Origin of the sequence: Nocardia acididurans (genome assembly GCF_016741815.1) — a bacterium.
GTDB lineage: Bacteria > Actinomycetota > Actinomycetes > Mycobacteriales > Mycobacteriaceae > Nocardia > Nocardia acididurans.
This window is the reverse complement of record NZ_JAERRJ010000019.1, coordinates 1-13,760: the sequence shown is the minus strand read 5'-3', so window position 1 is coordinate 13,760 and position 13,760 is coordinate 1. Positions and strand designations below refer to the sequence as shown.

Genomic DNA, 13,760 nt, shown 5'->3' with positions numbered 1-13,760 from the left:
CACCATGGCCGCACGCACGCCCAAGGCCCTCGCTGCCTGGAAGGCTCTCAACGACCGCCAGCAGGGGACGCTCGCTGCGGTCTACAGTATCGAAGCCGAAAGAGAGGCCAGCCGGAAACGCCAGGCGGCGCAAGGCGACTGGGACGCCACCCCTGCCGCGATCTGGCGGCGCATCGACTTCGCTCACGATCCTTCCGACCGAAAGCTGTTCGGCTGGACGGAATTACAGATGCGGTTGTCCTTCCATGGATGGGACAACCAAGGGAACGGTGCGACCATGGCGGCCCTGGCTGACCGGGGACTGATCACCCGAGACCAGCGCGCCACCACCTTCGGGCGGATGCACACCGTCGCCCTCACGCGCGAGGGCCGCGCCGCCGCCCGCGCCGGCACCACCCTGCGCGCGGTTCCCGCGCCCAAAGCCGTGCTCAGTGCTCGCTCCTGGGAAGTGCTGGCCCAGTTGTGGGCCGCTGACCAGCGCGGCGAAGCCCTGCGATGGGGATACTCCAAGACGATCGAATTCGTACTGATCGACAAGCATGTGCCGCCGCTGGCCGCCCACGCCGGAGCGGACTATGTGATCACCGACCGCGGCCGTGACTTCTACCGCGAGCATTACGCCGCGCACGTCACCGCTCACCCCGATATCCGCGCCCCGCATCCCGACGGCGCGGCCGCCGACCCTTGGCCGGCGCGCGCGGACGACATCCTCACCCAGCACCGGCGGTACTACCAGGCGTTGTGCGAAGCCTGGAAACAAGCCGACACCGACCGCCGGACCGCGCAGGAGGAAGCCGAAACCGCCCCAGGCGATCCGGATCCGCTGCTGCCGGCGGACGTGGCCGCACAAGCCGCCGCCCGTCACCAGCTGTGGCGCGACACCGCCCGGCAACGCGCCGAAATCGCCGACGCCCATGCCCGACACCTGAGCACCCGTGCGGAGAGGGTCGCCCGCGCCTACGCGGTCGCCGCCTTGGCCGCTCACCGTGCGGCCGTCACCCGCGCGAACCCACTCGATCAGCTCACCGAGCCGGAACACACCGACGAATGGGACGAGCAGCGGCTCACGCCGCCACTCGAGACCGGCATCCATGCCATCGACTCCGAAGCCGACAAGCTGTTCGCCGCCGCGATCGGCAGACCCCGCCGCCGACGCGGACCCGCGCCCACACCCCGCCGACCACGGCTGATCACGGCCACCAGCACACCGACACCACCACCCGGCAGCGAACTCGCCGCGCTGGCACGGTTCCTGCACGAGCACACACGCGACGGCGTCCTGCTACGGCGTCTGCACCCCGGCTCCTGAGTGGGCGTCTCGGTTCCCGTGCCGTCGATACCGTCTCGGCGGCACGGGGGTGGCCGGCGTCAGGCCGGAACGCAATCGACCACGATCCGGGTCAGGAGAAGTTCCTCGTCGGGTGTTAGCGGCGCGCCGAACGACATCTCTACCATCGCCCGGCCGACGCGGATGAACACGAGATCGGTCGTGGTCGTGACCGGACGCCGCGCCGTGCCGTCGTCGGCGTCGATGTGGGAAGTCAGACGGAACGCCACGCTGTCGTCGCCGAGGCGCTGCCCCAGCGGCATCGGTTCGAGAGAATCGAAGGTGATCACAGCGCTGCGCATGGACCCCAGCGCGCAGTCGGCGTGTCGGCTGTCGCGCAGACGCGCTATGTAGAACTCAGCGTCCGCGCTGGTGTGGGCGAACGACACCATCGACGCGACAGGCGCGCCGCTCGCGGTCGTGAACGTGGACTTGGCCCAGGATCCGAACCGGCAGGGCGCAACCGTAGGACGTCCCAGCCGAGGCAGCGGAGTTCCGCTAATCCAGACCAGCGGATTATCTGGTTCCGGCTGGAGCCTGTTGATGGCAACCGGCTTCGAACTCCTCGGGTGAGGTCCTCCAGATGCTCTCGACGAACTGTGGCGGCACTGGGCCTCACGGGCCGGTTCTCGTGGGGTTCGGGTCTTGATTCTTCTCACGCCGTTCGCGAGGGCGTAACGAAATTGGTTGTGCTCGAAGACCTGCGCCAACCAGTGTGTTCCCCGCTCGCGGGCATGATATGGTCGCTGTTACGGGTATTTGTCGTGCCCGTGGAGCTCCAGCGATCACGCTGGGGCTCTTGCTGTTTCAGCACTCATAGCTTGGTCTTCAAGCCCTCGGCGCACCCCGCGCCGGGGGCTTTTTCGTGTTCGGAGGATGCCGATGCCCACCGTTGTTTCCGCACTGCAGTCACTCGCCGCCGCGAGTGTCTGGCCGTTGCTCATCTTTGTCTGCGCCTTCACGTTGGTGTCGATCATCGCGGTGTGCCGTGCCGAGAAGGCTGACGTGCCACAGGTTTTCGCGTCCTTCGCCCACGCATTCGGATTCCATTCGGCCAGCGGCACGGTAACCGATACTGAAGACACACCGTCAGACTCCGACACTGCAGAGATCGACCGAACCGCGGAGGGGCAGCCATGACATTCGACCGATCCCAGAACTTGGCGGCCAGCCACGCCACCATGGTGGGCAACGTCGCGGACTTCAGCGGAATCATGTTCCGGGCTGTCGAAACATTCGACTCCGAGCGCGACATCGACAATCGGATGCTACTGAGCTGTGTGATCGAGGAGCTGCGCCACCCCGACATCACTCTCGACGAGGCCCTGGAGCGTGCGTGCTACCGGTACGCCCGAACTGCCCGATGCCAGCGCGATGAGGATCACGATCGTGATGCGGTCGTCGAGCACTTCCAGGCCCTGCTTGCCGCGCTACGCGCCCCGACCGGTGCGCATTCACTACACGCGCACCGGAACTGGGCCCACGATCACGAGTTCCTCGAACTGGCCGGCCAGGCACTGAAACCCTTCCTCGGCATCAACGAGCGACCACTCATCCAGTGCCCGCACCATGGCTACACCGAACCCCTGGGCCAGCCGCTGTGCCAGGCATGTCCGTGCGAACTGCCGCTGCACCGGGGCCCAGGCCGGCCTGCACGATATTGCAGTCCGGCGTGCCGACAGCGCGCTGCCCGTCGTCGCGCAGCCCATACTGCATCCGCCGTGGGTGCGGTCGAACACGACTCCTGAACTACGTCCGCGCATCCGGTGTGACCGTGCACGAGCCCGATCGGGCCACGCCTACCCTGAAACGACATGACCCACGCAGAACGGTTCTCAGCGAAATGGCAAGTCTCGCAGACAGATACAGAAACAACATCGAACGCTCGAAGCGGATCGACCGCAGCACTCCCGAATCCGAGATCACCGACATCGGCAAGGAGATCGAGCTGTTGGACTACGAACTGCGCCACACCAGTCTGGAGCCGAGCGCACGCCGCGAACTGATCGAACTGAGCGGGGTGGCCACCGCCACGCTCGCACGCCAGGTGCACGCCGCGCGCAGCCCCCTCGTCATCGATCCCGCCCCCCAGCCGACACACCCCACACCACGCCCGCGAGGGAATGCGATCACCGAGGCCGCACACCGAAACAGAGATCGAGGCAGAGAACGGTAAACAGAACTTCGGTCGAGGAATCGGCCGCCTCGAACCACGCCGAGGATGCCGGTTCCGGTTTCCGAGAGCCCGCCGCCCAGTCCGATCCGGCCGCCGGGCAGCGACCAACTCGACCACGACGACGCGCGTGCGGTTTTGGATCTCGCTCGCGCCGACGGCGTTCCGCCGATGCCTCGACTCTGCCGCCGAGCCCGGTTGTCGTCAGTGTGACGAATCGCCTGCAGGGGAGAAGGTCCGGGTTCGCGGTGAGTTGCGGGGTTGTCGTGGCTACTGTGACGGGCAGACCAGTCGGTCAGGAGGTGGGGAGGTCGTCGAGCCGGACGTGCTGGCCGGGCCCGGTCTACCGACGTCGGCGGGACGAACTCTTGGGGCCAGGACAGTGCGCGGACACCGAGGCCGCCACCGGCATCCCTGACGCCGGTGGCACGGAATCACCTCTATGGATTGGCGTGCGCGGGAAGCACTCCGGCGAAGTGGGCTCGATCCGGATGATCTGCGCGAGCAGCTGCGAGTCACCTATGTGCGATATCTGATGTGGCGCAACGGATTCCTGCTTCCCGTTAGGTCGGGACCGCCCGGTACACACACGCCGCCGTAGCGGGCGCGCGGGCGTCATCTCGCCTGCAGGACAGCACGATCCGGCATCCGGAGTCTGACACAGGGCCGGGGGACCGGCCTTCGCACCGAGTAGGGGTCCGGTAGCAAGCATCAGGATCGAGACGCCCAGCAGTACCACCGACAGCGCGTACGCCAGATTCACCGGCACGACACCGGCAGCGATCGGCCGGAAGCGTTTGGTCGGATGCGCTCGGTCGGCCTCCACGTCGAGCGAGTCGTTCACCAGATAGATGCCCGAGGCCGCCAAACAGAACGCCACGAAAGCTATACCGATATACAGATCGCGGGTGAGGTCGGACAGAACGAAGGTGTCGGTACCCGGAATTGTGCCTGCGGCCAGGCGCGCGACTGTGCCGCCTAGGTGTGCCGGTCTAGACCATTCAGATCTGGGGTCTCGCCGGGCAGGCTTCCCAGCATTGACCGTTATGGGATAACTGCGATGGCTCATTATGTGGTGTGCCGCTGTACAGCGGCGTAGTTGACGTTGGTTGCGGGCGGCGTCGGATTCGACGACCGCCCGAGCCATCACCCAGCCGAGCGGAGCTGCATATGTCCATCAATTCGGTCCTCACATCGGTCCGACGCGTCCTCACATTCTCAGCTGGCGTTGCGATCGTGTCGGTGGGCGTCCTTTCGGCCTCGCCCTCTGTGGCTTTAGCCGACATAGGTGACGCCGATACGCATGGTGGGCATGGCGTCTCCCACGACCACGACCACGGCGATGGCTATCCCGGTCAACATGGACAGCGAGGTGGTGTCCCTCACGAGGGTGACGACCCTATCGAGGTAGCAGAGCATCGCCAGCAGCAGCGTGAGTACTTCGACCGCAATAGCCCGTCGCAACAGTCGGGCCCTGAAGGCGGTGCAGGGGGTCACAAGAGTTGGCGTGCTGTTCCGGGTACAGATGGAGGCAACTGGGTTGTCTGTCGACCGCAGGCGCTGTATTGCCGCTGAGGGGCGCCATTCGCAGAGGTAGGAGGGGCGCTGGTGGCCGCGGCTCGACGTGTTCGAAAACCGCGTTGGCCAGCGCCGACGGTCCGGGGACTGGACTGCACTGCGGACAGGAAGACTCCATGGTCGCGTTGTTCTTGACGTCGCTGCGAACGGGGCTGTTGCAGGGGCAGGTCACGCTGTCACCGATCCTGCAGCAGTCCCCGGTATCGGGCCGCCGACCTGGGTTGTGAGCCCCCGACCGTCACACTCATGGCACGCAAGCTCGAGGCATCTGGACACATCCGTCGTACGCCGGCAGCCTCCGACAAACGCGCCAGTGTCGTGGAACTCACCGAGAGCGGCCGAATTCTTACTGATCGAGTCAAAGAGATGTGGTGCGCGCTCGCCGAGGAAACCGTCACGGCCCTGCGGGAGGACAACATCGCGGACCTTCCTCACCTGCTCCACATCTTGACGGAGAATGTCGACCGCAGGCGGGCGCGCCGCTTGGAGCAAGGGGGGCAGATGGTTCGCGTTCGAACGGCGTGAGGACGTGATGCGGCCACGTTAGATTATAATATCACACTATGCGAATTTGCTTATGTATCAAGCAGCGCTTTCGACCACTCGATTGGGACTGCTGCATGGATAGGTGACAACTTGACCTGCCCCATCGTTTGGGTTCCAGTCGCAGTGGCTAACTGACAGCGTGGATGGTGTCGTTCTCGTAGCGTAGTTCGAACTCGATCGGGGTGCGGTAGCCGAGCGCGGAGTGGCGGCGCTGGCGGTTGTGGAAGATCTCGATGTAGTCGAAGATCGCGTTCGCCAGCTCGACTCGGGTCTTCCATTTCCGGCGGTTGAGCAGCTCGATCTGCATCGAGGACCAGAAGCTCTCCATCATCGCGTTGTCCAGCCCGTCACCGACGGACCCGAACGACGGCAGCAGACCTGCGGAGCGGACCTTGTCGCCGAAAACCCAAGAGGTGAACTGAGTTCCGTGGTCGGCATGCACGATCACGCCGGGTTCGGGGCGCCGGTTGCGGATCGCCATGTCCAGGGCGTTGACGACCAGGGTCGAGTCCTGTTTCGAATCGATCGACCAGCCCACGATCCGACGGCTGAACGCGTCGAGCACGGCGGCGCAGAACACCCACCCTTCCCGCGTCCGATGTTGCGTTATATCGGTGACCCACAACTCATTTGGGCGCAAGCGGTGGAATTTGCGGTTGACCAGATCGTCGGCAGTCGCGACACCGTGCAGGCGTTTGACCCGCACTGGGCCCGGCAGTCCGTCGATGCCGGCCTGGGTCATCAGGACCGACACCGTCCCGGGAGCAGACCCGCACCCGCATCGCGAGGGTGAGTTCGGCGTGGATCCGCCGATAGCCGTAGGTGCCGCGGGAGGCGACGTGGACCTCGCGGATCAGCCCGGTCAGCCACTGACGGCGCAACTGCGTGGGCGTGGCAGGGGTGCGTTTGTGCTTGTAGTAGTTCTGCCGGGCAACTCCGAGGATCCGGCAACACCTGTCCACCGGTGCCCCGGCGTCGACGAGACGGTCGATCACCGGGTAGAGCCTTTTGGGCGGGGCTTGTCCTCACCGAGGAACTTCGCGGCCTGCCGCACGATCGCCAGCTCACCCTCCAGCTCCCGAATCCGCCGCCGCGCAGCACGGAGTTCGGCCGACTCGGTCGAGGACTTGCCCGGTCGTAGACCGTGATCAATGTCGTCCTGGCGCAACCACTTCGACAGTGTCACCGGATGGATTCCCAGTTCGACGGCCGTCTGTTTCGCGGGTTTGCCCGCGCGCACCAGCGCGACCGCTCGCGCCCGGAACTCGGCAGGATAGGGACGTGGCATGGCGATCAGCCTCTCGTGAAGGCTGCCGGTTAGCCACCGAAACTGGAACCCGAGAGGTAGGGCAGGTCACACTGTCACCTGATCCTGCAGCAGTCCCTGGTGATAGTGCGGTACCTGGGGCATGTTCCTGCCGGACCCTGTAGTGATCGAGTTTCTGGCCGAGCAGCTCGAGATCGCGCGGATGCGTCGTGTGTGAAGTCCTACCTCGATCGCAAGCCCACGCGGTACGAGCACCAGGTCGAGATCATCCGCGCCTACGATCTGACGCCCTTCGCCGAGGTGGCGGCTTGGATCGCCGATCAGGCGTGGACGACCGGTGACGGCCCGAAAGCGCTCCTGCCGGGCATCGCCACCCTGGAACGCCTTGTCGTCGAAGGCAAGCAGGCCGCGGATCAGCGGGCTGTGGACCCACCTTGGCTGGACAGCTCACCGGCAAGGCAGCGGGAACCAACCATCGGGGGGTGGACCCGGGGCCTACCAGCATTGCCTGCTCCGCACCCGACCTAAAGAGGCACGGCTCAGCCCACATGATCAAGGGTCTCGCATCTTCGTCTTGGACTCCGGCGGCGGACTCAAGTACGCGCCGCAGGAGCAATCCGGGTGGCACGAAGACTACGCATCCTCATCACACACAGCCGCACATGAAACCCAGCGCCGCAACGCCGCCCACGATTCGCCAAACAGGGGTCATGAACCGTCACGGGTTTGGGGCCGCTTCTTCCTAGTGGAAGATGGTTCCCATCATGACGAAGCGTTACCCGCCCGAGGTTCGCGAGAAGGCCGTCCGTCTGGTCCTCGAGCGCCTCGATGAGTTCGAGTCCCCGTATGCCGCCGCCAAGGCGATCGGCCCGCTGGTCGACGTGCATTACGAGATGCTGCGGGTGTGGGTGAAAAAGGCGCTCACTCACGGCTCCCAGCCCAGCGCGAAGGGTTCGGTGGACCTGTCGGCGGCGGAGCGCGAGGAACTGGCGCGCTTGCGGAAAGAAAACCGAGATCTGAAGCAGGCCAACGAGATTCTGAAGTTGGCGTCGGCTTTTTTCGCGCGGGAACTCGACCCGCGACAGCGTTGATCGTCGGGTTCATCGACGAATACCGCAAGGTCTATGGCGTCGAGTCGGTCTGTCGTGCGCTCTCGGCGCACGGAATCCAGATCGCGCCGCGGACCTATCGCAAGGCCCGCCGCCGGCCACCCTCGGCCCGCGACATCGCGGATGCGCACGTGGAGAACGCATTACGTGATCTGCTGGGCCAGCCCGAGGAAATGTACGGGCGTCGGAAAATGACGCGCTATCTGCGCCGGAAAGGCCACCGGGTGGCCTTCTGCACCGTGGATCGGATCATGCGCGACCTCGGCATGAACGGGATCGTGCGTGGCCGCAAGCTGCGCACCACGATCGCAGCCAAGGACGGGATCCGCGCTGGCGACAAGCTCAACCGGGACTTCACCGCCCTCGCGCCGAACCGCGTGTGGGTCGCCGATTTCACCTATGTCTCGACCTGGACCGGGTGGGCGTATGTGGCGTTCGTGTTCGACGCCTACTCCCGCGCCATCGTTGGCTGGACCACCGCCGCCACGAAAACCACCGCGTTGGTGTCCAAGGCACTCAATATGGCCGTGTGGCGGCGTGATCATTACGGGCATCCGATCGAGCCCGGACTGATCCACCACAGCGACGCCGGGTCCCAAGCCGTATTCAACTGATCGTCGCAACACCTCGATCTTGGAGGTGTTGCATGGGAGCGGTTCGACGGTGGAAGGACGTTCGCGAGTATCGGGGCCAGATGCCCTCGCCTGGGCGACCGACGGTGGCCTGGCGTGAGGATCGAGTGAGTTTCTGGGCGGCGGTCGCGCGCGGGGCGATGACCGAGGATGCCGCTGCGGAAGCGGGGGTATCCTCACCGGTCGGGTTCCGGTGGTTCCGGCATGCTGGCGGCGTGAATCCTGCTCTGGCCCCGACGGTTTCGGGTCGGGATCTGTCCTCGGCCGAGCGTGAGGACATCGCGCTGTGGCGTGCGCAGGACGCGGGCGTGCGCGAGATCGCGCGGCGGCTCGGGCGGTCACCGTCGACGATCTCGCGGGAATTGCGCCGCAACGCCTCCACCCGCACCTACCGGCTGGAATACAAGGCGTCGACCGCGCAGTGGCATGCCGAACGCCGCGCCAGACGCCCCAAGACCGCGAAACTGGTCGTCAACGATCGGCTGCGCGAATACGTGCAGGACCGGCTCTCCGGGGTCGTCCGCGACGCCGACGGCCGCGTCGCAGCAGGACCGGCGGGACCGGAATGGAAGGGCCGCAACAAGCCGCATCGCGGCGATCGGGCGTGGGTGAGCGCATGGAGTCCCGAGCAGATCGCCAACCGGCTGAAACACGAATTCCCCGACGATGAATCGATGCGGCTGAGCCACGAGGCGATCTACCAGGCTCTCTATGTCGAATCCCGTGGCGGACTAGAACGTTCGCTCGTCGGATGTCTGCGCCGTGGCCGGGCGCTGCGAGTCCCGCGCGCCCGTGCCCGGCAGAAGGCGTGGGCGCATGTCACCACCGAAACATTGATCGCCAACCGGCCCAACGAGGTCGATGAGCGGGCGGTGGCTGGGCATTGGGAAGGCGATCTGGTGATCGGGCTACAGCGTTCGGCGATCGCAACCCTGGTCGAGCGGACCACCCGGTTCACGATGCTGATCCACCTGCCCCGCGAGGCCGGATACGGCACCATCGCACGCACCAAGAACGGGCCCGCCCTGGCCGGCTATGGCGCCGTCACCATGACCGATGCCCTCACCCGGACACTCAACCCGCTGCCACCGCAGTTGCGCCGGTCGCTGACCTGGGATCGGGGCAAGGAATTGTCCGACCATGCCCGGTTCACCGCCTGCACGGGCGTGAAGGTCTACTTCGCCGACCCGAAAAGTCCTTGGCAGCGCGGCACCAACGAGAACACGAATGGTCTTCTGCGGCAATACTTCCCGAAGGGATCCGATCTGTCTCGCTGGTCGGCGCGTGACATCGCAGCCGTCGCCCACACACTCAACAGCCGACCCCGCAAGATACTCGGCTGGAGGACCCCGGCCGAAGCCTTCACCGAACAGCTACGATCGCTCCAACCATCCGGTGTTGCGACGACCGATTGAATACGGCCAATACACCTCGGTGAAGTTCACTGAATCCCTTGCTCTGCAAGGACTCTCGGCGTCCATAGGTTCGGTCGGGGATGCCTATGACAACGCTCTGGCCGAGTCGATCATCGGGTTGTTCAAGACCGAGGTCGTCAACCGGCACGGCCCGTTCAAGACCCTCACCGAGGTCGAATTCGCGCTCATGGAATGGGCCGACTGGTACAACAACGCCCGCCTACACTCCCGGCTGGACTACCTGACCCCGGCCGAATACGAAGCCGCGTACTACTCTCAACAATCGCCACGCCGACCGGCGCTGGTCTGAAACAGAAGCCGGTCCCTTACCCGTGACGGTTCATCAGGTGGTCTCAGCCCCCTGGCGGGCTTAGCGCCGGATTCCGGACGGATGCGCCACTACCCCCGTATCGGTCTCGGGGGAGTCAGGACGTGAACGGCATCGCGATGACCGCCTCACATTCGAGACCATCGAGGCTTTCAGTCGCTGTTGACGCATTCCAGATCCCCCGTCCCCACAGCAGGCCGTGACCGGTGACGGGGGTGACGGGGACTACGGAGAAGTCCAGCCCGAGACTTGCAGGTGGAGAACGTGTCGTCGACGTGGCGCATGACTGCTGCCAGGCCCCGGTGAACTGCGGATGGCCGGGATGGCTCTCGATGACGGCCTGCACGAGCGGATGGTCTTCGGCGGCACGCAATGCCGGGACGAACCCAATGAGGAATCGTTTGGTTGGTTACGTTGCAAAGTGACGTAACCAACCAAACGAAAATAACCGAAAGATTGGTGGAGCTGCCAATCCTGACCTCCGATAAGTGAATGTTATCGGCGGCCAGAACCGGTTGGCCGGGAAAGAGCGCGCACGTGGTGCACGGAATCCCGGGCCGGTCCCGTATTTCGGTGGTGTGTGTGGGCGGGCCGATGGCGGGCAGTTCGGTCCGGGGGTGGCTTAATATCCTTTGGGGCAGTTTCGTCACGTGTCGTGGCCGGGCGCGTCTTCGGATCCGAGGCGAACCAGTCGTCGCTTTGATCAGCCAGCGCCGCAACAGGTGCAACCCGACCTCGGGTGTACAGCTCCGCTTGATCGACCAGCAGATGGAATCTGCTGGTCTGATCTCACCATCTCGCCATACCTGCGCCCCGGCCATGTTGTACCGAACCGTGACTTGCGTCGATTGCTTGAGCATCTCCAACACTGTCCACGTTCGCGACCCAGCGAACGAACGACACTCACGAATCCAGGCGCGACGCCCTCGACTGTCCCAGAGCAGGCAAAACCACCCATCGCAACTCAGCGTGGGCAGCCGCAAGTAGTCCTGCCGCGACCAGCGCCGCCCGCGCAGCCTGATGTCCCGCAAGCACGTACGCGCTTTCTCGGGCATCGACGATATGAAACCGCCCGTCTACGACATCTACCGCGGCCGCTACGCCGTTCAGCCCTTCAATCACCCCGCGAGTCAAGGCCTCGCCATAGCACTTCGGTACGCGAGATTCCGGTGCCGAGCACACCACGCTGACCGATCCCGGCGAGATGGGAGGTTCGAAGTCGAGTACGACATTCGCGTAGGGGCCACAGGCGTGTGCACCGGGTGCCACCACAACGTGAACACCCGCGACCGAAACGGGTAGGTCAACCATTGCCCGCACCCGACCGAATGGACTCCCCGCCGGCGGCCACCAGTCGCTCAGCTCGTGTGCAGCGCGAACATCGACGCAAGGTACTCGCTGACCGTCTGCCCCCGATGCGCAGGGCGATCACCTGACCGGATGGGATCGAGCACGATCTCCGACCGTGGGTTTGCGAAGTACGCCAGAGTCTGACGGGTTCGGTTGTCCGCCCCATTCCCTGTCGGATTACGAACCCTGTGCAGCGGGGCAGAGAGCCGCCCAGCTGTCCAGTCCTCCAGCATGCTTCCGATATTCACCAGCAATGCCCCTGCGGGAACCACCATCTCGGTCCATCTGCGGTCGGTGTGGAACTGCAGCCCCGTAGTGGGCTGGTCGGGATGGCCGGTGAGAATCGTCAGGCAGGAGCGATCTCGGTGCGGCCCGGCACGCAGCTGGTCGGTGACCGGTGTGAGGCCACCGGACTGCCTCGGATAGTTCAGCGCGACCACAAAAGCCAGACCACCAGCCATCGGGGCATCGAAGAAGTCCGCAGGTATCTCCAAGGCAGGGCACAAGATTCGCAGAATCGACGCCGTAAGCCCGTCCATCGTCGCCGCGTATTCAGCCAGGACCTCATCCATCCGCCGCACCAGATCATCGGCGTTGTCCGCCGTGTCGTTGCGGGGATGCTCCGCTGGCGCTCGCCCGAGTGCGTACCGCTCTTTGAGGTCTGCGGGCCGATGCGGCTCGTCGGTTGAACCACGTTCGGTCGCGATGCCTCGATACCCGAGGAAATGCCCCGGCGGCGGAACGAATCGTTCCTTGTCCTCTGCCGCGAGACCGAAGAACTCCGCTGTTGCGGCGTGCGCGCGAGCGACGACACTCAGCGGCGAAATCGGTTGAATAAGTACATAACCGGTCCTGCAAAGCAGATTCCGGATCTGTTGCGCTGCACCGTCGTCGACGCTCGAGGGCAAGTCGGCGACGACGGTGCGTGAGTTCAGAACCCGAGCCATTGGACCCGTCCTTCGGCTCGTGGACGGGGCGTCGGAGTGCTCAGTGGGTACCCGATCGGGATGATCCCGATCAACGGTCTGCCGGCCATACCGACGATCGTCGCGATCTCGGTGTTGAATGTGGCAAAACCGGTCCACGCGGTACCCAACCCCGCTTGGTGCGCGGCGAGCAGCAGATTCTGGATCGCGGCGCTGACTGACAGGACTTCAGGGCCGCCCTCGGCGTCGTGGCCCGCGAAAGCCAGCACGAGAACCGGTGCACCACCGAAAGCCTCGTGAAAGGTCACCACCTCCTCGGCGAGTGCCGGGTCATGCGCGAACTCGGCCTCGACCAGATGGCGGATCTGCGGCAGTGATGCAGCGACACGCGCCTGGATCTCGTTGCGGGCACTGCCCGCGGCGACAACGAACCGATATCCCTGCTGTCCACCCGCAGACGGTGCCCAGCACGCCAGATCGACCACCTCGACCAGGAGCGCCTTAGGTATCGGGGTCGACGCGAACTGCCGAACGGTGCGCCGTTCGCGAATAGCCTGTGTCAGTTCCACTGTCGCTCACCCCGCACCGTTCGCGATCGCTTCCCTGCCGGCGTGCGATCTGACTCCCCACCGGATGGTCAGATCGTTGTCGATACCGAACTGATCGAGTACTCGAGCGACGATGCGATCGACCACGTCGTCCAGACCGCGGGGGTGGTTGTAGAACGCGGGCATCGGCGGCACGATCGACACGCCGATATCGCTGAGTGTCAGCATGTTTCGCAGATGAATCGAGCTGAGGGGAGTCTCCCGAGGGACGAGGACGAGCTTGCGCTGCTCCTTCACCATCACATCGGCGGCCCGCGCGATCAGGTTGTCGGTAATCCCGTGCGCCAACGCGCAAGAGTGTTCATGCTGCACGGAATGATCACCATCCCGTCAGCAGGGAAGGAGCCCGACGAGACCGGTGCGGCCTGGTTGTTGTGCCGGTGGAAACTATCGGCGAGCTCCCGGACCTCGTCCACGGAGCACTGCGTCTCGATACGCAGCGTCCGTTCTGCCCACTGACTCATCACTAGATGCGACTCAATCCCCAAGTCCCGCAACGCT

General features: G+C 64.9%; 15 protein-coding genes, 3 pseudogenes and 1 other annotated feature. Of the genes and pseudogenes, 10 read left to right on the top strand and 8 right to left on the bottom strand.

Annotated features, from left to right (window positions below):
- The first annotated feature begins 4 nt into the window (after positions 1-4).
- Positions 5-1,309, top strand: a complete 1,305-nt coding sequence (locus tag JK358_RS35545; protein ID WP_201957199.1) for a hypothetical protein — start codon at positions 5-7, stop codon at positions 1,307-1,309.
- A 59-nt stretch (positions 1,310-1,368) separates the two neighbouring features.
- On the opposite strand, the gene JK358_RS35540 is transcribed toward JK358_RS35545, so the two are convergent.
- A complete protein-coding gene (locus tag JK358_RS35540) occupies positions 1,369-1,719 on the bottom strand; it encodes a hypothetical protein (RefSeq protein WP_201957184.1) in 351 nt (116 codons plus the stop codon).
- A gap of 490 nt (positions 1,720-2,209) precedes the next feature.
- On the opposite strand from JK358_RS35540, the gene JK358_RS35535 reads away from it, so the two are divergent.
- From JK358_RS35535 to JK358_RS35525, 3 genes are read left to right on the top strand one after another with little or no spacing between them, the layout of a single operon-like run.
- The gene (locus tag JK358_RS35535) at positions 2,210-2,467 is read left to right on the top strand and encodes a hypothetical protein (protein WP_201957181.1); all 258 of its coding nucleotides are present in this window, start codon (positions 2,210-2,212) and stop codon (positions 2,465-2,467) included.
- Between the two features lie 41 nt (positions 2,468-2,508).
- Positions 2,509-3,075, top strand: coding sequence for a hypothetical protein (locus JK358_RS39695; protein WP_232852476.1), 567 nt, complete (start codon positions 2,509-2,511; stop codon positions 3,073-3,075).
- Positions 3,076-3,101: 26 nt separating this feature from the next.
- Positions 3,102-3,503, top strand: coding sequence for a hypothetical protein (locus JK358_RS35525; RefSeq protein ID WP_232852475.1), 402 nt, complete (start codon positions 3,102-3,104; stop codon positions 3,501-3,503).
- A gap of 340 nt (positions 3,504-3,843) precedes the next feature.
- On the opposite strand, the pseudogene JK358_RS40725 reads toward JK358_RS35525, so the two are convergent.
- Positions 3,844-4,467: pseudogene (locus JK358_RS40725) on the bottom strand (UbiA family prenyltransferase); the annotation flags it as partial.
- A 308-nt stretch (positions 4,468-4,775) separates the two neighbouring features.
- A complete protein-coding gene (locus JK358_RS35515; protein ID WP_201957174.1) occupies positions 4,776-4,964 on the bottom strand; it encodes a hypothetical protein in 189 nt (62 codons plus the stop codon).
- A gap of 330 nt (positions 4,965-5,294) precedes the next feature.
- Here JK358_RS35515 and JK358_RS35510 point away from each other — a divergent pair, with 330 nt between their 5' ends.
- A complete protein-coding gene (locus JK358_RS35510) occupies positions 5,295-5,603 on the top strand; it encodes a MarR family winged helix-turn-helix transcriptional regulator (RefSeq protein WP_269811974.1) in 309 nt (102 codons plus the stop codon).
- A gap of 148 nt (positions 5,604-5,751) precedes the next feature.
- Here JK358_RS35510 and JK358_RS35505 read toward each other — a convergent pair.
- A pseudogene (locus JK358_RS35505) lies at positions 5,752-6,912 on the bottom strand (IS3 family transposase).
- Positions 6,913-7,104: 192 nt separating this feature from the next.
- Here JK358_RS35505 and JK358_RS35500 point away from each other — a divergent pair.
- From JK358_RS35500 to JK358_RS35480, 5 genes are all read left to right on the top strand, one after another.
- Complete coding sequence (locus JK358_RS35500) at positions 7,105-7,419, top strand: DUF4158 domain-containing protein (protein ID WP_504739729.1); 315 nt, start codon at positions 7,105-7,107, stop codon at positions 7,417-7,419.
- 236 nt (positions 7,420-7,655) lie between these two features.
- Positions 7,656-7,982 carry a transposase gene (locus tag JK358_RS35495; RefSeq protein ID WP_201957165.1) on the top strand — a complete coding sequence of 109 codons (327 nt, stop codon included), beginning with the start codon at positions 7,656-7,658 and terminating at the stop codon, positions 7,980-7,982.
- Positions 7,943-8,071: a sequence feature (AL1L pseudoknot), on the top strand. It overlaps the preceding gene by 40 nt.
- Entirely contained in the window at positions 7,979-8,614 is a 636-nt protein-coding gene (locus JK358_RS35490) for an IS3 family transposase (protein WP_201957150.1), read from the top strand. (Overlaps the previous feature by 93 nt.) Before JK358_RS35495 ends, JK358_RS35490 begins: the two co-directional genes overlap by 4 nt.
- A gap of 32 nt (positions 8,615-8,646) precedes the next feature.
- Positions 8,647-10,047 (top strand): IS30 family transposase, encoded by a 1,401-nt coding sequence (locus tag JK358_RS35485; protein WP_201957148.1) that lies wholly within the window; start codon positions 8,647-8,649, stop codon positions 10,045-10,047.
- Positions 10,048-10,066: 19 nt separating this feature from the next.
- On the top strand, positions 10,067-10,357 hold the full coding sequence (locus JK358_RS35480) for an integrase core domain-containing protein (protein ID WP_201957145.1): 291 nt from the start codon (positions 10,067-10,069) through the stop codon (positions 10,355-10,357).
- Positions 10,358-10,472: 115 nt separating this feature from the next.
- On the opposite strand, the gene JK358_RS35475 is transcribed toward JK358_RS35480, so the two are convergent.
- The 4 genes and pseudogenes from JK358_RS35475 to JK358_RS35460 all read right to left on the bottom strand — a co-directional run bounded on the left by JK358_RS35475 (position 10,473) and on the right by JK358_RS35460 (position 13,723).
- Positions 10,473-10,721, bottom strand: a complete 249-nt coding sequence (locus tag JK358_RS35475; protein ID WP_201957142.1) for a hypothetical protein — start codon at positions 10,719-10,721, stop codon at positions 10,473-10,475.
- Positions 10,722-11,733: 1,012 nt separating this feature from the next.
- Entirely contained in the window at positions 11,734-12,672 is a 939-nt protein-coding gene (locus tag JK358_RS35470; RefSeq protein ID WP_201957139.1) for a 2OG-Fe(II) oxygenase family protein, read from the bottom strand.
- On the bottom strand, positions 12,657-13,220 hold the full coding sequence (locus JK358_RS35465) for a nitroreductase family protein (RefSeq protein ID WP_201957137.1): 564 nt from the start codon (positions 13,218-13,220) through the stop codon (positions 12,657-12,659). Before JK358_RS35465 ends, JK358_RS35470 begins: the two co-directional genes overlap by 16 nt.
- A gap of 6 nt (positions 13,221-13,226) precedes the next feature.
- Positions 13,227-13,723, bottom strand: a pseudogene (locus tag JK358_RS35460) (UbiX family flavin prenyltransferase).
- Between the last annotated feature and the right edge of the window lie 37 nt (positions 13,724-13,760).

Excerpts from the sequence above, each read along its gene's own strand:
- JK358_RS39695 (WP_232852476.1), top strand. The coding sequence starts at position 2,509 with ATGGTGGGCAACGTCGCGGACTTCAGCGGAATCATGTTCCGGGCTGTC.
- JK358_RS35495 (WP_201957165.1), top strand. The coding sequence starts at position 7,656 with ATGACGAAGCGTTACCCGCCCGAGGTTCGCGAGAAGGCCGTCCGTCTG.
- JK358_RS35470 (WP_201957139.1), bottom strand. The coding sequence starts at position 12,672 with ATGGCTCGGGTTCTGAACTCACGCACCGTCGTCGCCGACTTGCCCTCG.
- JK358_RS35485 (WP_201957148.1), top strand. The coding sequence starts at position 8,647 with ATGGGAGCGGTTCGACGGTGGAAGGACGTTCGCGAGTATCGGGGCCAG.
- JK358_RS35540 (WP_201957184.1), bottom strand. The coding sequence starts at position 1,719 with ATGGTGTCGTTCGCCCACACCAGCGCGGACGCTGAGTTCTACATAGCG.
- JK358_RS35535 (WP_201957181.1), top strand. The coding sequence starts at position 2,210 with ATGCCCACCGTTGTTTCCGCACTGCAGTCACTCGCCGCCGCGAGTGTC.
- JK358_RS35545 (WP_201957199.1), top strand. The coding sequence starts at position 5 with ATGGCCGCACGCACGCCCAAGGCCCTCGCTGCCTGGAAGGCTCTCAAC.